This is a genomic window from Sphingomonas gellani (genome assembly GCF_900110035.1).
In the GTDB taxonomy this organism is placed as follows: Bacteria; Pseudomonadota; Alphaproteobacteria; order Sphingomonadales; family Sphingomonadaceae; genus Sphingomonas; species Sphingomonas gellani.
On sequence record NZ_FOCF01000011.1, the window covers coordinates 54,968 to 74,944 of the forward strand.

Genomic DNA, 19,977 nt, shown 5'->3' on the forward strand with positions numbered 1-19,977 from the left:
GCCGAAAGCTATCCTCGTCGCCCCTTCCGTCCAGGAGTTACCATGACCAAACCCATCGCCCCCCGCGCCCGCAAGGTGCGCGTGCTCGCGACACTGGGACCGGCCAGCAACGATCCGGAGATGATCGCGGCGCTGTATCAGGCGGGCGCCGACGCGTTCCGCGTCAACATGAGCCATGGCGACCAGCAGTCCAAGGTCGCGGTGATCCAGGCGATCCGCGCGCTGGAAAAGCGGTTCGGCCGGCCCAGCACCATCCTGGCCGACCTTCAGGGTCCGAAGCTGCGTGTCGGCCGCTTCGCCGAGGGGCGCGTAATGCTGGAAAAGGGGCAGACCTTTATCCTCGACCGCGACACGGCGCCCGGCGACGCGACCCGTGTCGAACTGCCGCATCGTGAGATCTTCGAGGCGATCGAGCCGGGCGCGCGCCTGTTGCTGGACGACGGCAAGCTGGTGCTGCGCGTCGCGGAACACTCCGCCGACCGTATCGTCACCACGGTGGAGGTCGGCGGCGCGCTGTCCAACAACAAGGGCCTGAACGTCCCCGACGTGGTGGTGCCGATGGCGGCGCTGACCGAAAAGGACCGGTCGGACCTGGCCTTCGCCGTCGAACAGGGTGTCGACTGGATCGCCCTGTCCTTCGTGCAGCGGCCCGAGGACCTGATGGAGGCGCGCAAGCTGATCGGCGGCAAGGCCGCGCTGCTCGCCAAGATCGAGAAGCCCGCCGCGATCGAGCGGCTGGACGAGATCGTCGAGCAGTGCGACGGCGTTATGGTCGCACGCGGCGACCTGGGCGTCGAACTGCCGCCGCAAACCGTGCCGCCGCTGCAGAAGCGGATCGTGGAGGTTTCCCGCCGCCTCGGCCGGCCGGTGGTGGTCGCGACGCAGATGCTGGAATCGATGATCACCAGCCCCTCGCCGACGCGGGCGGAGGTGTCGGACGTCGCCACCGCGATCTACGACGGCGCGGACGCGATCATGCTGTCCGCCGAAAGCGCGGCGGGCAGCTGGCCGGTCGAATCGGTCGCGATGATGAACGACATCGGCGTGTCGGTCGAAAGCGATCCGATGCACGGCGACCGCGTCCACTTCACCGTGATGCGCCCGGACCCCACCACCGCCGACGCGCTAGCGGAATCGGCCAAGAACATCGCCGGGACCGTGTCGGCGAAGGCGATCATCTGCTTCACCTCGTCCGGCTCCACCGCCCGTCGCGTCGCGCGCGAGCGGCCGCCGGTGCCGATCATGGTGCTGACCCCGCAGGCGGAAACCGCCCGCAGGCTCGGCCTGCTCTGGGGCGTCCACGCGATCCACACCCGCGACGTCGAATCGTTCGAGGAGATGGTCGCCAAGTCGAAGCGGATGGCGCTACGTTCGGGCATCGCGGAGGCGGGCGACCGCGTCATCCTGATGGCCGGCGTTCCGTTCCGCACGCCGGGATCGACCAACGTGCTGCACGTGGTGCGGATCGTCGGCGACGAGCTGGACAATTACGACCTCGCCGCGGAGTAACGGAAGGAGCGCGGCGGCCGAAGCGGACCGCCGCGCCCTTCGCGGCCCGCTCGGGCCAGTGTTCCGGCTGGTCCTGATCGGCGCGACGGCGCTGGTCGTGCTGTGGATCGCGCCGCAGCTGATCGCCGGGTTTGCGGACGGCTTCTTTCACGGACCCGGCTGACCTTCACGCGTAAGGGCGCGCCTGCGCGCTATGCTACGGCCATATTGACGAGGCTGATGAGCGGCCCGCCCTGACCCTCGGGCGAGCCTTGACCCCGGCCGCCGTCACCGTGCCGGGAGCAGGCCCCGCTGGACCAGATCCGCCCTCAGCGTCGGCGCATCGATGAAGCGGACCGCGTCCATGCCGACCGCCTGCGCGCCGGCGACATTGTCGGCACGGTCGTCGATGAACAGCGCCTCTTCCGGATCGAGCCCGAACCGTGTCAGCGCCAGTCGGTAGATCGGCGCATGCGGCTTCACCATCCGCTCCGTTCCCGACACCACGATATCGCGGAAGCGGTCGAACATCGCCGCCTCCCGCGCCCGGAACGGCGGCCAGAACTCATGCGAGAAATTGGTTATGGCGAACAGCGGCACGCCGGCCGCGTCCAGTTCGCCCACCAGATCGTCCATGCCGGGAATGGCGCCAGGAATCGTCTCGTTGAAGCGGGGACCCCAATGCGCGATCAGTTCGGCATGGTGCGGAAAGCGCGCGACCAGTTCCGCTGAGGTATCGGCGAAATCGCGCCCCTCGTCGTGCTGGAAATGCCATTCCTTCGTGACGACGTCCGCCAGAAACGCGTCGAGCGCCCGATCATCCCCGATCAGGCGCTGGTACAGGAACCGTGGGTCCCAATCGTACAGGACGTTGCCGACGTCGAAGACGACGGCACTCGGCCGATCCGCGGTCAGGCGATGGGAAGCGGGCACGCCGCCCATCCTGGCCGAACCGGCCGCCGGATCAGCCCTGGCGGGCCTTGAACCGGCGCTGGGTCTTGTTGATGACGTAGGTGCGGCCGCGGCGGCGGATCACGCGGTTGTCGCGGTGACGACCCTTGAGCGACTTCAGCGAGTTGACGATCTTCATGACGGGTTCTTTTCGCGCAGATTGAATAGGCCCTTGCGAGCCGGAAAGCAGCGCCGCCTAGCCAGCGGTCCGCGCAGAGTCAAGGATTCGGGCGTTCGGGGTATCGCCGGACCCTTCCCGCGCGCATAAGCGTTTCCCAACCGCAACATTCCTGGAGGAACCCCGTCAAATGCTCCGTCCGCTCGTCGTTCTGGGTCTCGCCGGCCTCGGCCTTGCCGCCTGCACCACGACCAGCCCCCTGCCGCCGACACAGGTGATCCGCTACCACCTGGCCAGCCCGTCCACCCCGATCGCGCGTGGCACGATCGCCGTGGAACCGCTGCCCGGCGGCGCGCCCGCCTCGCTGGAATTCGCCAGCTATGCGGCGGCGGTACAGGACCAGCTGCTGCGCAACGGCTACACGCTGGCGGCACCAGGCACGCGTTCGGACTTCGTCGCCACGGTGGACTTCCATCGTTCCACGGCCGATGCCCCGCCGCGTCGCTCGCCCGTTTCGATCGGCTTGGGCGGTGGCGGCTACAGCGGCGGATATCGTGGCGGCGGCGTCGGCCTGGGCGGCGGTTTGTCCTTTCCAATAGGCGGCAACAAGGCGCACAGCGTCATCGTGACGGAGCTGAAGGTGATCATCAGCCGCCGCGCCGTACCGGGTGCCGCGGCCGGTGCCGGCCAGTTGTGGGACGGCAGCGCGCGCGGCTTCGCCGACCTGAAGGCGAGCGACGCCGATGCCGACGCCCAGGCCCGCCGCATCGCCGCCGCCCTGTTCATGGGCTTCCCCGGCGAATCGGGCCGCACGGTCGAGGTGAAATGAGCCTGCACATCGACGCCGGGTTCGACGGCGGCAACATCCGGGTCCTGTCGGTGGACGGGGACCGGGTGGAGCTGGAAATCGTTCGCGACCATCAGTCCGATTTCTTCCAATGGTTCTTCTTCCGCGTCGCCGGTGCGCGGGGTCGGTCACTGACGTTCCGCATCCTGAACGCGGGCCAGTCCGCCTATCCGATGGGCTGGCCGGATTACCGGGTGCGTGCCTCGGTCGACCGCGCGACGTGGCGGATGACCGATACGCGCTACACGGACGGCGTGCTGGAATGGCAGTGGCAGGGGGATGGCGACCTGGCCTGGTTCGCCTATTTCGCGCCCTATACCATGGAGATGCACCACGCGCTGGTCGCCCGCACCGCATTGCGGTCGGGGGTCACGCATCGGCAGCTGGGCACCACGCTCGACGGCCAGTCGATCGACTATTTCCGCATCGGGTCCGGCGCGAAGCAGGTGTGGCTGTACGGCCGCCAGCATCCCGGCGAATCGATGACCGAATGGTGGATGGACGGCGCGCTCGAATGGCTGACCAGCGACGCGGCAACGGGTCTGCTGGACAAGGCGACGGTGCATGTCGTGCCCAACATGAACCCGGACGGCACCCGGCGCGGGCACCTGCGCACCAACGCGGCGGGCGTGAACCTGAACCGCGAATGGAACGCGCCCTCCGCCGAGCGGAGCCCGGAGGTGCTGTGCGTCCGTGACGAGATGGACCGCACCGGCGTCCACTTCGCCATCGATGTCCATGGCGACGAGGCGATCCCCGCCAATTTCATCGCCGGATATGAGGGCATTCCATCCTGGTCGGAGGATCACGGCGCAAAATTCTACGCGTTCGGCGATCGACTGGCGGCGCACACGCCCGATTTCCAAGTCGGACGCGGGTATGAAAAGGCGAGCGCCGGCAACGCCAACCTGTCCATGTCGACCAACCAGTTGGCAGAGCGGTTTGGCGCCGTGTCGGTCACGTTGGAGATGCCGTTCAAGGATCACTATCCCAATCCCGATCCCGAATTCGGCTGGTCGGCGGAACGGTCGCGGCGCCTGGGTGTGTCGTGCCTGGAGGTTCTGGCGGAGATGATCGACGACATCTGAGGCGGATGGGGGCGGTGCCCAGGCGGCGCCCCCCTTGACCCTGACACGGTGTCAGGCCCCATCTGACGGTCATGTCCTCCGCAACGTCCCCGCTCCACGCGCATCGCAAGCATGCCGACCTGTATCGCATGGTGATGCCCGGCCATGTCTGTTCCTTCGGCCTAAAATCGAAATGGCAGCTGGAACGGCGCGGCTACACGGTGGAGGACCATTGGCTCCGCACCCGCGAAGAGGTCGACGCGTTCAAGGCCGAACACGGCGTCGCCACCACGCCCCAGACCTTTGTCGATGGCCAGCGTATCGGCGGCAATGACGACCTGACGCGGTTTTTCGGCGGGTCCGTGCCGGCGAAGGATCAGACCAGCTATCGTCCCGTCGCCGCGCTGTTCGCCATGACCGCGCTGATGGCAGCTGCCGTCAGCGCCGCCGTGTTCGGCACCCCGCTGACGCTGCAGGCGCTCGCCTGGTTCGTCAGCCTGTCGATGTGCGTGCTCGCCTTGCTGAAGCTGCAGGACGTGGAACGCTTTTCCACCATGTTCCTGAACTACGATCTGCTCGCGCGACGCTGGGTGCCCTATGCCTATCTGTACCCGTTCCTGGAGGGGCTGACCGGTGTGCTGATGACGGCGGGGGTCGCGCGCTGGCTATCGGTGCCGGTCGCGCTGGTCATCGGGGGCATTGGCGCGGTGTCGGTGTTCAAGGCGGTGTACCTCGACAAGCGGGCGCTGAAATGCGCCTGTGTCGGCGGCGGCTCCAACGTCCCGCTCGGCTTCGTGTCGCTGACCGAGAACCTGTTCATGGTAGGCATGGCGGTGTGGATGATCGCCGCCTGACGGTCGCCGGCTAGACGAACATTTCGGCCAGGAAATCGCTCATCGCACGCCAGCTGCGGCGGTCTGCCTTTTCCTCATAGGTGATGCCCGGCCGCGGCTCTCGCCCCTTCATCGCGATGTCGGTGAAGGCGTGGCCAGCCCCGCCATAGGCGTGGATCTGCCAGTCCGCCTTTGCCGCGGTCAGTTCCCGGCCCAGGCCGACCACCGTGTCGGGCGGCGCCAGCGGATCGTCCCAGCCATGGCAGACCAGCACCTTCGCCAGCATCGGCTGCACGGCCGCGTAATCGGGCCGGTCGTACAGCCCGTGGAAACTGACCACCCCCGCCACGTCCAACCCGGCGCGCGCCATGTCCAGCACGCATTTGCCGCCGAAACAGAACCCGATCGCCGCCGCCTTGCCGGGCGCGACCCGGTTCATGCCGGTCAACACCGCCAGACTGGCCGCGAGCCGGTCGCGGAGCAGCGCGCGGTCGGCGTTCAGCGCGTCCATATATTCGGACTGGTTCTCCGAATCGCGCGTCTTGCGCTTGCCCTGCCCGAACAGGTCGCAGGCGAATCCGACATAGCCCAGCGCGGCCAGCGCCGCCGCCTTGTCGACGTCGGCGTCCTTCTGGCCCAGGATATTGGGCACGACCAGCACGCCGGGGCGCGGCGTCTCCACCTCGTCCTCATAGGCGACGACACCCTCGAACGGGCCGCCGGGTCCGTCATACACCAGTGTCTCACGCACGATCGCCATCGCCTGCCTCCTTGCCGCTGCGGCACCAGTCGCTAGGACGGCGGGCGAACCCGAGCAAGGAAATGCCGATGCCAACCCTCGTCCTGATCCGCCACGGCCAGTCCGCCTGGAACCTGGAAAACCGCTTCACCGGCTGGTGGGACGTCGACGTGACGGAACAGGGTGCCGCAGAGGCGCGCGCGGCCGGGGAGTTGATGGCGGCCAAGGGCCTCGACTTCGACCTGACCTTCACCTCGCTCCAGACCCGCGCGATCAAGACGCTGAACCTGGCGTTGGAGGCGATGGGCCGGCTGTGGCTTCCCACCGAAAAGCACTGGCGCCTGAACGAGCGGCATTATGGCGGCCTGACCGGCCTGGACAAGGCGGAGACGGCAGCGCGCCACGGCGACGAACAGGTCAAGATCTGGCGCCGCAGCTTCGACGTGCCGCCGCCCGTGCAGGAGGCCGGCAGCGCGTACGACCTGTCCAGCGACCGCCGCTATGCCGATATCGACGTGCCCGCGACGGAAAGCCTGAAGGACACCATCGCGCGCGTCCTGCCTTATTGGAACGGCCGGATCGCACCGGCTCTGCGCGAGGGCAATCGCGTGCTGATCTCCGCCCATGGCAACAGCCTGCGCGCCTTGGTCAAGCACCTGTCCAACATTCCCGACGACGAGATCACCGGGCTGGAAATCCCGACCGGACAGCCGATCGTGTACGAACTGGACGCCGACCTGACCGCCACCGACCGCTATTACCTGTCGGAGCGGTAAGGCGTGGCGCTGCCGTCACTGGACGACCGCGCGATCGCCCGGCTGGGCTGGACCGCCACGCTGGGATCGATCGCGATGTACGTCTCTATATCGACCAGATCGCCCGCAACCTGCACGGCGACAAGGGATCGGTGATCCAGCCCGCCTGCGCCGCCGGATGTGCGCTGTTGTGGATGTGCTACGGCCTGATGCGCCGGGATCGTGACTGGCCGATCGTGATCGCCAACCTGCCCGGCGTGCTCCTGGCCGGCACCACCGTCGTGACGGCATTCACCTGATGTACGTGCGAACCGGCCGCAGGGCGACCATGTGCTGTTGCCCTTCGCCGTTCGGGCGGCTACCGGCGCGGCCATGACGGACGCGCTCGTCGGCATCATCATGGGGTCCACTTCCGATTGGGAGACGATGCGCCATGCCGCCGAGACACTGGCGGCGCTGGATATCCCGCATGAAACGCGCGTCGTGTCCGCACACCGCACGCCGCAGCGCCTGTACGACTACGCGACCGGCGCCGCCGATCGTGGCATCCGCGTGGTGATCGCGGGCGCGGGTGGCGCGGCGCATCTGCCGGGCATGGCGGCGGCGATGACCCACCTGCCGGTGCTGGGCGTACCGGTCGAAAGCCACGCGCTGAAGGGCATGGATAGCCTGTTGTCGATCGTGCAGATGCCCGGCGGCATTCCGGTCGGCACGCTGGCGATCGGCAAGGCCGGCGCGATCAACGCCGGCCTGCTCGCCGCCGCGATCCTGGCATTGGGTGATCCGGCGCTGTCGCAGCGGTTGCAGGCATGGCGTGCGGCACAGACGGAGGGTGTCTCGGACGCACCGTCATCCGCCCCGGCGTTGAGCCCGACCCCGTGATCGAACCCGGCGGCACGATCGGCATCCTGGGCGGTGGCCAGCTCGGCCGGATGCTGGGCGTCGCGGCGGCGCAGCTCGGGTATCGCACCCACATCCTCGCGCCAGACCGCGACAGCGTGGCGGCGCAGACCGCGACCAGCCTGACCCGTGCCGATTACCACAATCGCATCGTGCTGGCCGATTTTGCCGCCGCCTGCGACGTCGTCACCTACGAGTTCGAGAATGTCGCGATTGGGCCGGTCGAATGGCTGGCGGAGCGCGTGCCCGTCCACCCGCATCCCCGCGCGCTGGCCGCCGCGCAGGAACGGATCGCGGAAAAACGCTTCGTCGAAAGCGTCGGCGGACGCCCCGCTCGCTGGGCCCCCGTCCACAGCCGCGAGGAGCTGGAGGCGGCGGTCGCCGCCGTCGGCACGCCCGCGGTGCTGAAGACCGCGCGCTTCGGCTATGACGGCAAGGGCCAGGTCCGCCTGTCCTCCTCCGGCGACGTCGATGCGGCATGGGACACGATCGGCGGGCCCGCCGTGCTGGAAGCGTTCGTCGATTTCAGCCACGAATTCTCGATCGTGATCGCGCGCGGGGAAGACGGCGCGACCGTCCGCTACGCGCCCCCGCACAATGTCCATCGCGACGCGATCCTGCGCACCTCCACCGTCCCCGCGCCGGCCGAGATCCTGCGCCAGGCGGAGGAGGCGACGGAGCTGGCCTGCCGCATCGCGGCGCGCCTGGAATATGTCGGCGTGCTCGCCTGCGAGTTCTTCGCGACCGCGGATGGCCCGGTGTTCAACGAAATGGCCCCGCGCGTCCACAATTCGGGCCATTGGACGATCGAGGGCGCGGAAACCTCGCAGTTCGAGAATCACATCCGCGCCATCTGCGGCCTGCCGCTCGGGTCGACGGCGCTGACGGGCACGTCGATGTCGATGGAGAACCTGATCGGCGACGATCCGTGGCAGCCGGTGTTGGCGGAGGCCGGCGCACACCTGCATCTGTACGGCAAGGGCGCCGCGCGGCCCGGCCGCAAGATGGGCCACATCACCCGCGTCCGGCGCTGACCCCTTATCCGAACAGCCACCCGCCGATCAACCGACCCGGCAACAGGGTGAAGAAACCCGCCACCGCCAGCCCCAGATAGGTCAGCGCCATGGTCCGTTGGTGCGCGGCGATGTCGCGCCGCATCGCCTGCATCACGCCGCGCGGGATCATCACCAGCACCAGGATCGACAACAGGTGGATGACGGAAAAGCTGCCGGTCATGCCGCGCAGCCCGAAACTCGACAGCGCCGCCATCAGCATCAGCCCGGCCCACAGCCGCCCCAGCATCCGGTGCGTCGCATCGCCCTTTCGCCGCAACAGCACATAGCCGCCGAGCGGCAGCGCCGGGATGACCGACACCAGGTGCAGCACCAGCCAGGGGCCGATGTCACCGCGTTCGGACAGCCCCCTCGCCACCGCCCCCGTGGTCATGCCATGGGCAAGGGCGAGCAGGATCGCGCCGCCGGATACCGCGCCCAGCGCGACGATGGTCCGGTCGCGGCGCGCTGGGGAGAATGGCGGGGTGGATGCGATGGTGGTGGAAAGGGTCATGCTGATATCCCCTGATCGCCCCGATGCGGGGTCGTTCGATGCGGCCGATTGTGACGCCGGGCCTTTCCCGCGCCACCACGCATACACGAACCGGACGACCGCGTTCGTCGGCGGAACGCCCGTACGGCGCATGTACCGTTCGCGAAGCATGAGCGGGCTCGTCGCGTGACGATCGGCCGCAAGGTGACGACCGAACTGGCGGTACTGGCCGCCGGCATCCTGTTGCTGGCGGTGTTGGGGCCGTTCGGTACCTACACCGCGCCGCTGCCCAGCCGCCTGTTGCAATGGGGCACCTTCCTGCTGGGCGGTTACGTCTTCTTCCGCCCCGTGCTGGCCGCCGGGCGGGCGCTGGCGCGGCAGTCTGGGTTGCCGCAGCCGATGGCGGTGGCGGCCGCATGCCTGTTCGGTGCGCTGCCCACGACGCTGTTGGTCGCGCTGGTGTTCGTGGGGTATCGCTGGCGGTCCATCACGGTCGCCGACCTGGCCGCCACCTATGTCCAGGTTCTGATCGTCGGCGTCACCGTGACGTTAGTGCAGGCGCTGGTGGAGCGGGGTCGCGGTTTGCCGGGCGACACCCCTCACGCTGGCGTCGAAGACTTGTCCCCGCCCACTCCGGCCGATTGCCCGCCGATGCCTCACCCGATCACGGCGCCAAATCAGCCGCCGGTACCGTCAGCGGCGATCCTCGACCTGTTGCCACCGCATCTCGGCCGCGACCTGATCTGCCTGGAAAACGAGGATCATTATGTCCGCGCCCACACCCCGCTGGGCAGCGCGCTGATCCTGATGCGGATGCGCGACGCGGCGCAACAGCTCGGCGAGGAGGATGGGTCGCGTGTGCATCGCAGCTGGTGGGTGGCGCGCCGCGCGGTGGTGGGCAGCGTGCGGCACGATCGCAACGTCCGGCTGCTGCTGGTGGACGGGCGCGAGGTGCCGGTGGCGCGTGCCAATGTCGCGGACCTGCGCGCGCGCGGCTGGCTGGATGGCGCAGGCCCTGCCTGAAAAGCGGACGGCCCGCCCCTCCCGATCGGAGGAACGGGCCGCCACCGGTACCTTTAACGTGATCGGATCAGCCGACGCGCGTTCCCGAAAGCGGAAAGCTGCCAAGGCCGCCGGCGCCGACCGTTCCGGTCAGCGTGTCGCCCTCGGCCGTCGCCTCCACGTCCAGCGTCATCGGCATCGGGACGGTGATCGACTGTTTCCAGCTGATCGTGTCGCCCAGCACCTCGCCGGACAGCTCCGCCGTCCCCATCGCGCCCGATGCGGTGCCGGTGAAGGTCGCGCCCTCCGACCGGATGGTCACCGTCATCTTCTGGTCGCCCAGCGGCGACTTGACCACGCAATCCCAGCTGCCGTCGACCTGTGCCATGTTCACGAAACTCCTTGAAAATCAGCGCGCCGTGGCGACGGACGCGGCGGGGACGACCTCGACCGGCAGGCCCAGCGAGTCAAGCTGCGGCTTCACCACCTTGGCATCGCCGACCACGACCCACACGGTCTTCGCCGGGTCCAGCGCGCCGCGGATCGCGGTGTTCAGCTGCGGCAGCGTCAGCCCCTGGTACCGGCGCGTGATGGTCGCGTAATAATCGTCGGGGCGACGCAGCAGGTCGTTGTTCTCCATCGCCTGCAACACGGCGCCCGATGTCTCGAAATCGCCCGACAGGGACCGGATCGCACCGGTGATGGTGCGGTCGAACTCCGCCTGGGTCAGCGGTTTCGCGCCCAGATAGTCGCTCAGGTCGCCTTGCAGCGCCTTTACCGACGGGCCGGTCTGGTCCGCCTGCACCGGGGCGACGATGGTGTAGGGGGCGGCATGCTCCAGCTGACGGAAATTGCCCGACACGCCGTACGACCAGTGCTTCGTCTCGCGCAGGTCCATGTTGATCCGGCTAAGGAAGTCGCCGCCCAGCGAGTCGTTGGCGGTGACGACGGGCAACAGGTCCTGCGTCCCGGTCAGGCTGGTGGGGATGCCGCCGACGATCAGCGACTGCGGCGAATCGAGCCGGTCGACCAGCACGATGCGCGGCCGTGACGGCTGGGACGCCGCGCCGAACGCCTTGGTCGCCGCCGCACCGGTGCCGCGCCAGGTGCCGAATGCCCCCTCAAGTGCCGCCTGCACCTCCGCCAGCGGCCGGTCGCTGGTGACGAAGATCTTCGCCTTGTCCGGACGCAGCCATGCCTGGTGGAACGCCTTCAGGTCGGCCGGCGTCAGGCTGGCGACCGCTGCCGGATCGCCGCTGCCGCTCTGCCTGGCATAAGGCGATGCGGGTCCGTACAGCAGTTTCGGCATGACGCGCGCCGCCAGGCCGTTGGGGCTGGTCAGTTCCTGCTGGATGCCGGCGAGCTGCTGCGCCTTCACCCGCGCCACTTCCGCATCGGCAAAGGCCGGATTGCGGACGATGTCGGACCACAGCGACAGCGCGGGTTGCAGGTTCGCGCTGGGCACCGACAGCGACACTTCGGTGCGGTCGGCGGTGGAGCCGGCGTTGATGTCCGCGCCCAGCCGCTCCTCCGCCTCGGCGATCTGGATCGAATCCAGGCGGGTGGTGCCCTGTTCCAGCATGTTCAGCGTCAGCTGCTGCGTGCCCAGCTTGTTCGGCACGTCCGCCGCCGCACCCGCGTCGAAGCTGATCTCCGCCTGGGTGATCGGCACGGCGGTCCGCTGCGCATAGATCAGCTCGATACCGTTCGACAGGCGCGCGCGCTGCACCGCCGGGAAGGTCAGCGGCGTCAGCTGGCCGACCGTCGGCAGGTCGCCGCGCGTACCCTTTGCCGGAACCTCCGCCGCCGCCGGCACGTCCGCCTTTGGCGGCACCTGCGCCTCGGCATAGGCGTCGCGGGGACCGGGCACCACGGTCAGCGTATAGGCCGGCCGGGCCAGCCATGCGTCCGCCGCCGCCTTGACGCTTGCCGGGGTCTGCGTGGCCAGCGCGGCGAGCTGTTTCTTGTAGAAGCCGGGATCGTTGGAATACAGCGCGCCCTCCGCCAGCGCGACGGCCTTGCCGCCGAAGCCGCCGACGGACTCGAGGCCGCCGATGGTGCGCGCGGTGTTGCGGGTGACCACGCGGGCGACCTCATCCGCGCTCGGCCCGGTCTTCAGGAAGTCGGCGACGATCTCGTCGATCCGCCGCGTCACCAGCGCGGGGTCGACCCCCGGCTTCACGTACGCCTGGATGGTGAACATGCCCAGCTGAGAAAAGCTGCTGTTCGACGCCGACACGCTGACCGCCAGCTTCTCCCGCTTGACCAACGCGTTGTCGAGCCGGCTCGACGCCAGTCCGCCGAGCACGCCCGCCGCGACATCCAGCCCCGCCGCCTGCTTGTCGTTCAGGCCCGGCACGACCCAGTTGCGGCTGATCATCACCGCCGCGACACGATCCTTGATCGTCTCGTTCACCGCGCGCGGCAGCGTCGGGATCGGCGCGGCGGGCGCGACGCTGGCCGGACCCTTGGCGATGCCGCCGAAATATTTGGTGACCAGCCGCTTGGCGGTGGCGACATCGACGTCGCCGGCCAGCACCAGCACCGCGTTGTTGGGGCCGTAATGGTCATGGAACCAGTCCTTCACCGTCTGCAACGATGCCGCGTCCAGGTCGGCCATCGAACCGATGGTGGTGTGGCCGTACGGATGCGTCGCCGGGAACAGCCCCTCAGTGATCTTGTATTCGGTCAGGCCATAGGGCTGATTGTCGCCCTGCCGCTTCTCGTTCTGGACGACGCCGCGCTGCTCGTCGAGCACGCCCTGCGTCACCGCGCCGGTCAGATAACCCATGCGGTCGGATTCCAGGAACAGCGTCCTTTCCAGCGCGCCGGTCGGCACCGTCTCGAAATAATTGGTGCGGTCGTAATAGGTGGTGCCGTTCAGGTCGGTCGCGCCGATCTGCTTCAGCGGTTCGAAGAAGTCGCCGGGCACATTCTCCGTGCCGTTGAACATCAGATGCTCGAACAAGTGGGCGAAGCCGGTCTTGCCCTTGGGCTCGAACTTCGATCCGACATTGTACCATACACTGACCGCGACGACGGGCGCCTTGCGATCGGTATGCACGACCACGCGCAGGCCGTTGGGCAGGCTGAATTGCTGGTACGGGATGTCCACCGCCTTGACCAGTTCCGCGACCGGTGCCGGCCGGGCGTCCTGGGCGGTGGCCGGAGTCACGAACGCGAGAACGGCGGCGCTGCCCAGCACCACGGCCTTGTAGGTCATATCTTGAAACCCCCTGACGATGTGTGCCGGGTGTACGCACGCTGCCCGCCGCCTGCAATCCGGATCGGACGCCCGCGCTGCCCTGCACGTGACCGCTGCGGCAGGGGTGCCTGCTCTAGAATGGCCGATTGCGGGAAGGGCTCGACAAAGGGCGTTGCAGCCCGGCACTTTCTCCACTTCATCGTCGCGGCGCGCCCTTGTGTGGCATATCGGCAACACCACATGAGGGGCAAGGAACAACAGGGACCGCCCATGAACCTCGAGAAATTCACCGACCGCGCCAAGGGCTTCCTCCAATCGGCGCAAACCGTCGCGATCCGCATGAACCATCAGCAGATCGCCCCCGAACATCTGCTGAAGGCGCTGCTGGAGGACGATCAGGGCATGGCCGCCGGGCTGATCGGTGCCGCTGGTGGCGATGCACGTCGCGCGGTGAGCGAAACCGACGCCGCGCTGGCGAAGCTGCCTGCGGTCACCGGCTCCGGCGCGCAACAGTCACCCGGCCTGAACAACGACACGGTGCGCGTCCTCGACCAGGCCGAACAGGTCGCGCAAAAGGCCGGCGACAGCTTCGTCACCGTGGAACGCCTGCTGCTCGCGCTGGCGCTGTCGAGCGGCGGCGCCGGTCGCGCGCTCAAGACCGCGGGCGTCACCGCAGACGGCCTGAACGCCGCGATCAACCAGCTGCGCCAGGGCCGCACCGCCGACACGGCGGGCGCGGAGGACCGCTACGACGCCCTGAAGAAGTTCGCTCGCGACCTGACGGAGGCGGCGCGCGACGGCAAGCTCGACCCGGTGATCGGCCGTGACGAGGAAATCCGCCGCACCATCCAGATCCTCGCCCGCCGGACCAAGAACAACCCCGCGCTGATCGGCGAACCCGGCGTCGGCAAGACCGCGATCGCGGAGGGTCTGGCGCTGCGCATCGCCAATGGCGACGTGCCCGACACCCTGAAGGACCGTCGCCTGATGGCGCTCGACATGGGCGCGCTGATCGCGGGCGCGAAATATCGCGGCGAGTTCGAGGAGCGGCTGAAAGGCGTGCTGGACGAGGTGAAGGCCGCGGAGGGCGACATCGTCCTGTTCATCGATGAGATGCACACGCTGATCGGCGCCGGCAAGTCGGAGGGCGCGATGGACGCGGGCAACCTGCTGAAACCAGCCTTGGCGCGCGGCGAGCTGCACTGCGTCGGCGCCACCACGCTCGACGAATACCGCAAATATGTCGAAAAGGATCCCGCGCTCCAGCGGCGGTTCCAGCCGGTGTTCGTCGGAGAGCCGACGGTGGAGGACACCATCTCCATCCTGCGCGGGCTGAAGGAAAAGTACGAGTTGCACCATGGCGTGCGGATCACCGATTCCGCGCTGGTCCAGGCGGCGACGCTGTCCAACCGCTACATCACCGACCGATTTCTGCCGGACAAGGCCATCGACCTGATGGACGAGGCCGCCAGCCGCATCCGCATGGAGGTGGAGTCCAAGCCGGAGGAGATCGAGACACTCGACCGTCGCATCCTGCGTCTGAAGATCGAACGCGAAGGGCTGCGTCGTGAATCCGACGCCGCGTCGCAGGATCGGCTGGAGAATATCGAGGGCGAACTCGCCAATCTGGACGAACAGTCGGCGGCGCTGACTGCGCGCTGGCAGGCGGAAAAGGACAAGATCGCGGGCGAGGCCAAGCTGAAGGAACAGCTCGACGCCGCGCGCATCGAGCTGGACCAGGCGCAGCGTGCCGGCGACCTCGCCCGCGCGGGCGAGTTGTCATATGGTCGCATCCCCGCGCTGGAGAAGCAGCTGGCGGACGCGCAGGCGACCACCCAGGGCGCGATGCTGCGCGAGGAGGTCACCGCCGACGACATCGCCGCGGTGGTCAGCCGCTGGACCGGCGTGCCCGTCGATCGGATGCTGGAGGGCGAACGCGACAAGCTGCTCCGCATGGAAGAGGTGCTGGGCAAGCGGGTGATCGGCCAGGCCGATGCGGTGCGTGCCGTCTCCACCGCCGTCCGCCGTGCGCGTGCGGGTCTGCAGGACCCCAACCGGCCGCTCGGATCGTTCCTGTTCCTAGGGCCTACGGGTGTCGGCAAGACGGAGCTGACGAAGGCGCTGGCCGAGTTCCTGTTCGACGATCCGAACGCGATGGTCCGCATCGACATGAGCGAGTTCATGGAAAAGCATGCGGTGGCGCGTCTGATCGGCGCTCCTCCCGGCTATGTCGGCTATGAGGAAGGCGGCGTGCTGACCGAGGCCGTGCGGCGCCGGCCTTATCAGGTCGTGCTGTTCGACGAGGTCGAAAAGGCGCATGGCGACGTGTTCAACGTGCTGCTCCAGGTGCTGGACGACGGCCGGTTGACCGATGGCCAGGGCCGCACGGTGGACTTCTCCAACACGCTCATCATCCTGACCAGCAATCTCGGCTCCCAGTATCTCGCCAACCTTGAGGAGGGACAGGATGTCGAGACGGTGGAGCCGCAGGTGATGGACATCGTCCGCGCCCATTTCCGGCCCGAGTTCCTGAACCGTCTGGACGAGGTGATCCTGTTCCACCGGCTGGGCGCCGGGCACATGGCACCGATCGTCGACATCCAGGTCGGCCGCGTCGGCAAGCTGCTGGCGGATCGCAAGGTGACGCTGGACCTGACCGACGCCGCACGATCCTGGCTAGGCCGCGTCGGGTACGATCCCGTCTACGGCGCTCGCCCGCTAAAACGCGCGGTGCAGCGTCACCTCCAGGATCCGCTGGCGGACATGATCCTGCGGGGCGAGGTCAAGGACGGCAGCAGCGTTCGGGTGGACGAGGGTGACGGGCGACTGGCGCTGAGCGTGGAATAAGGCGGGTTAGAAAGGGCTGGCGTCGACCCGCGCGTTGCGTCAGCCTGCCGCCATCGTCTCGTACAGGAGGTCGTTAATGATTACCCTTTTCGTGCTGTCGGCCGCTCTTCAGGCAGGCACCACGCCGACAGCCGCACCTGCGCCGGCAACTGCGCCTTCACCTACCCAGGAGGCCGCTCCCAAGCTGCGGTGCAAGCGTCAGGCGGAAACGGGGTCCTATGTCCGCGCCACGCGCATCTGCCACACCGAAAAGGAATGGCGGGAGATCGAGCGCGGCAATTCGCTGGAAATGGATCGGTTCAGGGACCGCACGCCGATCAACTCGGCCCGCCCCCTGGGAAGCTGAGACCGGCCGGGGCGGTTCCCAGTCGACACAAAAAAGGGGCGGACCATCGGTCCGCCCCTTCTTCGTTACCCGGAACTTCGATCAGAACTTCAGCTTCGCGCCGATCGCATAACGGCGGCCCAGCGCGTCGTAGGTCGACGGATAGGTGTTGCCGCTGTTGAACGAGGTCGAACCCAGCGTGTTTCCGACAACCGGAGGCTTGTTGTTGAACAGGTTCGCCACAGTCACCGTGAACTCGAAATTGTCGGTCGCCTGGATGCGGCTCGACAGATCGAAATAGTGCTGCACGCCGATGCGCTGGAACTGTGCCAGGGGCGGATCGGTGTCGGCATTGTTGTCGTTCAGCAGCTCCTGAACCGCCAGCGGCTCATACTTCACCGAGTCCTGGAAGCGCCACAGCAGCGACACGTCCACTCCGTCGAAGCCGAGCGTGGTGCGCTGGTTGAAGCTGAATTCCGGCTGGATCGAACCACGGAACAGGCTGCCTGCGCCCGGGCTGCCGCAGCTGTTGCTGTAGTAGCCGACGCACTCGCGCACCACCGACACCGGCGTCGCCTGGAAACGCGACCGGTTGGTCCAATTCCCGTTGAAGCTGAGGTCGAGCTTCGAGAAGCTCAGCTCGCGGTGGTAGTTGATCGCGACGTCGACGCCGTCCGTCCAGATCCGGCCGGAGTTCGAATAGTCCAGCGGAACATAGGCATCGGCGGTGCCGAACAGACCGCCGGTCAGCGGGTTGCGGCGGATCGCGGTGCAGGCCGGGTTTGTCGCGCTGAGGCCGGGGTTGTTGGCGACTTGGAAGCAGGCGTTCAGCGCATCGCCGAACGACGGCTGGCTGATCGCGTCACGAACCTTGATGTTGTAGTAATCGGCCGTGATCGTCAGGCCCGGCACGAAGTCGGGACGCAACACGACGCCCGCGGTCCAGGTGGTCGCCTTTTCCACGCCCAGGTTGATGTTGCCGCTGGTCCGGTTGTTCGGCTGTGCCGACGGCTCGGCCTCGATGTTGCCGATGCTGGACGCGGGCGCGCCCTGCGCGATGCAGATCGCGCGCAGCTGTGCGTTACCGAGCGGCGCCGCACCCTGGCAGGGATCGGTCGCGAAGTTGTCGAGACCGGTGACGGTGGGCGAGAACAGCTCGTTGATGTTCGGCGCACGGGTCGCACGCTGGTAGTTGCCACGGAACTTGACGCCGCTCACCGGCTCCCAGTTACCGCCGGCCTTCCAGGTCCAATTGTCGCCGGACGTGGAATAATCGGAGTAACGCGCGCCCAGTTCCAGCGTCAGCGCCTTGAAGAACGGCTTGTCGGCCAGCAGCGGGGCGATCAGCTCCGCAAAGGCTTCCTTGACGTTGTACTTGCCGAATGAGTCCGGGTTGGCCGCGCCGGCACCCAGCACCTCGTCCGGGGTCTGGCTGGGCAGGTCGGACGAGCTTTCGGCGGTGTAGTGACGATATTCGCCGCCGATCGCGATGCCGACCGGCTCGGTCGCACCAGGGCTGGTGAAGCCGAGATCGCCGGAGATCACGCCGCGCACCGTGCCGAGCGACGTCTTGGTCGCAGCGGTGGTGGGCACATTCAGGTAGGCGAACATCTGCGGCGTGATGCTTCCCGCCGCGCCGAACACGTTCAGCGGAACGCAGGCCGCGTCTTTGTTCAGGCAGGCGGTCGTGCTGGTCGCGTCCAGAGCCGCCTGGACGCGCGAACGCAGGCCTTGGCCGGTGCTGCGCGCGTTGTTCTCGCTCTCGCCATAGGTACCGTACACGTCGAAGCTGAGGTGCTCGGACAGGTCACCGCGCACACCGCCGCGAAGCTGGAACAGCTGCGTGGTGTACTCGGAGATACGCGAACCACCCTCGACGAAGCGACGCGACAGCGTGGCGTTGAAGCTGCCCGTGGCGTTGGCGCAATCCACGACGCCATTGGCCGCACAGGCCGCGGCGCGGACACCGGCCGGCAGGTACGGGTTGGCATAGGGGATGGCGAACGAGTTGCCGAACGTGCCCGACGGCGCGATCACGGTCGACACCTTGTTCTTCGAGAACATGCCCTGGGCATAGGCCTCGATCCCGTCCGACACTTCATAGCGTGCGGTCGTGAACAGGTTGTACCGCTCGAACGGTGTCTGGAAGACGTTGTACGGGTTGAAGTTGAAGAGCTGGTAGGTCGGCACCAGCGTGCCCGTCGCCGGGTTCAACTGACGCGTGCCGGTGCCGTTGCCCAGGTTGATGCGCAGCGGCACGGTGGTGCCCGAACCGCTTTCCTCGCCCGTCACCGAGTCGATCTGGGCCGCCGCGAAGTCACGATCCCCCTGAAACACGGGCTTTGCCTTCTGATAGCCCATGCTGAACGTCACGTTGCCGCGGCCGTCCGCTAGGTTGGCACCGATCGTTCCGTCGACGCGGAAGACGTTGCCGTCACCCTGCTCGGTGATCTGCTCGGACGCGTTCAGCTCGAGCCCGGTGAAATCCTTGCGGGTGATGAAGTTCACCACGCCCGACACCGCGTCGGCGCCGTAGGTCGTGGTCGCACCGCCGGTCAGCACATCGACACGCTCGACCAGCGCCAGCGGGATGTTGTTCAGATCGACCTGACCGCTGAAGCCGGCGGGAACGATCCGCGAACCGTCGAGCAGCACCAGGTTGCGCTGCGGACCCAGGCCGCGAAGGTCGACGAACGACGCGCCGCCATTGCCGTTGTTCACTGCGGAACCGATGTTGGGGACGACACCAGGCAGGGTGCGCAGCACTTCCTCGGCGACGTTCGTCTGACGCAGGGTCAGTTCCTGCTGGCCGACGGTCGTGACCGGGCTGGACGATTGCAGGTTGGGGTTGCGGATCAGCGTGCCGGTGACGACCACGTCCTGGCCGGACTGCGCCTGGTCGGTCGGCGCAACTGCCTCTGCCGGCGCGGTGGTGGTCTGCTGCGGATCGACACCGGGGGTCTGGCCCGCCGCATCCTGCGCCAGCGCCGGCGCCGCGAACATGGCGCTCGCCATGACCGTGGAGGCGAGCAGGCCCGACTTCTTGAAGTTGATCATATGGGTTCCCTGATTACCTTGTCCGACCTCCGGTTGAGATCCGGTCGCCGTTGCGCGGCTGGTATAAGGGGAAGGTTCGACGCACAATTTCGGTAGAGCGCAGCTCGCCGGTTTATGTCGCCTATGTGACAGTTGTGCAACGCAGCATGCCCACCATGCTGATCTCACGCATGAAAATGGCGGTTCGAGCGGATCCTACGCATCGCGCCTGGCTAAACGGTGCGATTCTGCAACACATCTGAAGCAATCGCATTGTGGCAAAATCCGACAGCTTTACAGACCCATTGGCCCCACGCAT

The 19,977-nt window shown here is 67.6% G+C and carries 19 protein-coding genes; 12 read left to right on the plus strand and 7 right to left on the minus strand.

The annotated features are described in order from the left end of the window. Positions 1-42: 42 nt before the first annotated feature. On the plus strand, positions 43-1,509 hold the full coding sequence (pyk, locus tag BMX37_RS16740) for a pyruvate kinase (RefSeq protein WP_093666926.1): 1,467 nt from the start codon (positions 43-45) through the stop codon (positions 1,507-1,509). A 267-nt stretch (positions 1,510-1,776) separates the two neighbouring features. Here pyk and BMX37_RS16745 read toward each other — a convergent pair whose 3' ends face one another. Continuing rightward, positions 1,777-2,421 (minus strand): HAD family hydrolase, encoded by a 645-nt coding sequence (locus BMX37_RS16745; protein WP_244501654.1) that lies wholly within the window; start codon positions 2,419-2,421, stop codon positions 1,777-1,779. 31 nt (positions 2,422-2,452) lie between these two features. Next, positions 2,453-2,578: a type B 50S ribosomal protein L36 gene (gene ykgO, locus BMX37_RS16750; protein WP_093666928.1), complete on the minus strand. Its 126-nt coding sequence runs from the start codon at positions 2,576-2,578 to the stop codon at positions 2,453-2,455. Positions 2,579-2,747: 169 nt separating this feature from the next. Between ykgO and BMX37_RS16755 the strand changes: the two genes are divergently transcribed. The 3 genes from BMX37_RS16755 (at position 2,748) to BMX37_RS16765 (ending at position 5,325) form a co-directional block, all read left to right on the plus strand. Further along, positions 2,748-3,386 (plus strand): hypothetical protein, encoded by a 639-nt coding sequence (locus tag BMX37_RS16755; protein ID WP_093666929.1) that lies wholly within the window; start codon positions 2,748-2,750, stop codon positions 3,384-3,386. After that, positions 3,383-4,492 (plus strand): M14 family metallopeptidase, encoded by a 1,110-nt coding sequence (locus BMX37_RS16760; RefSeq protein WP_093666930.1) that lies wholly within the window; start codon positions 3,383-3,385, stop codon positions 4,490-4,492. The genes BMX37_RS16755 and BMX37_RS16760 overlap by 4 nt, the downstream gene beginning before the upstream one ends. Positions 4,493-4,563: 71 nt before the next feature. Continuing rightward, the gene (locus tag BMX37_RS16765; protein WP_093666931.1) at positions 4,564-5,325 is read left to right on the plus strand and encodes a MauE/DoxX family redox-associated membrane protein; all 762 of its coding nucleotides are present in this window, start codon (positions 4,564-4,566) and stop codon (positions 5,323-5,325) included. A gap of 10 nt (positions 5,326-5,335) precedes the next feature. Here the strand turns inward: BMX37_RS16765 and BMX37_RS16770 are convergent, their stop codons facing one another. Continuing rightward, positions 5,336-6,064 carry a dienelactone hydrolase family protein gene (locus BMX37_RS16770; protein ID WP_093666932.1) on the minus strand — a complete coding sequence of 243 codons (729 nt, stop codon included), beginning with the start codon at positions 6,062-6,064 and terminating at the stop codon, positions 5,336-5,338. A gap of 68 nt (positions 6,065-6,132) precedes the next feature. Here BMX37_RS16770 and gpmA point away from each other — a divergent pair, with 68 nt between their 5' ends. The 5 genes from gpmA (at position 6,133) to BMX37_RS16790 (ending at position 8,732) form a co-directional block, all read left to right on the plus strand. Then, entirely contained in the window at positions 6,133-6,819 is a 687-nt protein-coding gene (gene gpmA, locus BMX37_RS16775) for a 2,3-diphosphoglycerate-dependent phosphoglycerate mutase (protein ID WP_093666977.1), read from the plus strand. 3 nt (positions 6,820-6,822) lie between these two features. Further along, positions 6,823-6,954 (plus strand): hypothetical protein, encoded by a 132-nt coding sequence (locus tag BMX37_RS19350; RefSeq protein ID WP_280139272.1) that lies wholly within the window; start codon positions 6,823-6,825, stop codon positions 6,952-6,954. After that, positions 6,951-7,097 (plus strand): PQ-loop repeat-containing protein, encoded by a 147-nt coding sequence (locus BMX37_RS19220; protein WP_244501655.1) that lies wholly within the window; start codon positions 6,951-6,953, stop codon positions 7,095-7,097. Before BMX37_RS19350 ends, BMX37_RS19220 begins: the two co-directional genes overlap by 4 nt. A gap of 73 nt (positions 7,098-7,170) precedes the next feature. Next, entirely contained in the window at positions 7,171-7,680 is a 510-nt protein-coding gene (gene purE / locus BMX37_RS16785) for a 5-(carboxyamino)imidazole ribonucleotide mutase (RefSeq protein ID WP_093666978.1), read from the plus strand. Then, positions 7,677-8,732, plus strand: a complete 1,056-nt coding sequence (locus tag BMX37_RS16790) for a 5-(carboxyamino)imidazole ribonucleotide synthase (protein ID WP_280139273.1) — start codon at positions 7,677-7,679, stop codon at positions 8,730-8,732. Before purE ends, BMX37_RS16790 begins: the two co-directional genes overlap by 4 nt. 4 nt (positions 8,733-8,736) lie before the next feature. Here BMX37_RS16790 and BMX37_RS16795 read toward each other — a convergent pair whose 3' ends face one another. Continuing rightward, positions 8,737-9,264 (minus strand): DUF2306 domain-containing protein, encoded by a 528-nt coding sequence (locus tag BMX37_RS16795; RefSeq protein ID WP_139198135.1) that lies wholly within the window; start codon positions 9,262-9,264, stop codon positions 8,737-8,739. Positions 9,265-9,429: 165 nt separating this feature from the next. On the opposite strand from BMX37_RS16795, the gene BMX37_RS16800 reads away from it, so the two are divergent. Continuing rightward, positions 9,430-10,266: a LytTR family DNA-binding domain-containing protein gene (locus BMX37_RS16800; protein ID WP_093666935.1), complete on the plus strand. Its 837-nt coding sequence runs from the start codon at positions 9,430-9,432 to the stop codon at positions 10,264-10,266. A gap of 67 nt (positions 10,267-10,333) precedes the next feature. Here the strand turns inward: BMX37_RS16800 and BMX37_RS16805 are convergent, their stop codons facing one another. After that, the gene (locus BMX37_RS16805) at positions 10,334-10,633 is read right to left on the minus strand and encodes a hypothetical protein (RefSeq protein WP_093666936.1); all 300 of its coding nucleotides are present in this window, start codon (positions 10,631-10,633) and stop codon (positions 10,334-10,336) included. A 21-nt stretch (positions 10,634-10,654) separates the two neighbouring features. Then, the gene (locus BMX37_RS16810; RefSeq protein ID WP_093666937.1) at positions 10,655-13,468 is read right to left on the minus strand and encodes a M16 family metallopeptidase; all 2,814 of its coding nucleotides are present in this window, start codon (positions 13,466-13,468) and stop codon (positions 10,655-10,657) included. 252 nt (positions 13,469-13,720) lie between these two features. Here BMX37_RS16810 and clpB point away from each other — a divergent pair, with 252 nt between their 5' ends. Then, a complete protein-coding gene (clpB, locus tag BMX37_RS16815) occupies positions 13,721-16,297 on the plus strand; it encodes an ATP-dependent chaperone ClpB (protein ID WP_093666938.1) in 2,577 nt (858 codons plus the stop codon). Positions 16,298-16,373: 76 nt separating this feature from the next. Next, positions 16,374-16,643 carry a hypothetical protein gene (locus BMX37_RS16820; RefSeq protein ID WP_093666939.1) on the plus strand — a complete coding sequence of 90 codons (270 nt, stop codon included), beginning with the start codon at positions 16,374-16,376 and terminating at the stop codon, positions 16,641-16,643. A gap of 81 nt (positions 16,644-16,724) precedes the next feature. Here BMX37_RS16820 and BMX37_RS16825 read toward each other — a convergent pair whose 3' ends face one another. Then, positions 16,725-19,679, minus strand: a complete 2,955-nt coding sequence (locus tag BMX37_RS16825; protein WP_093666940.1) for a TonB-dependent receptor domain-containing protein — start codon at positions 19,677-19,679, stop codon at positions 16,725-16,727. Between the last annotated feature and the right edge of the window lie 298 nt (positions 19,680-19,977).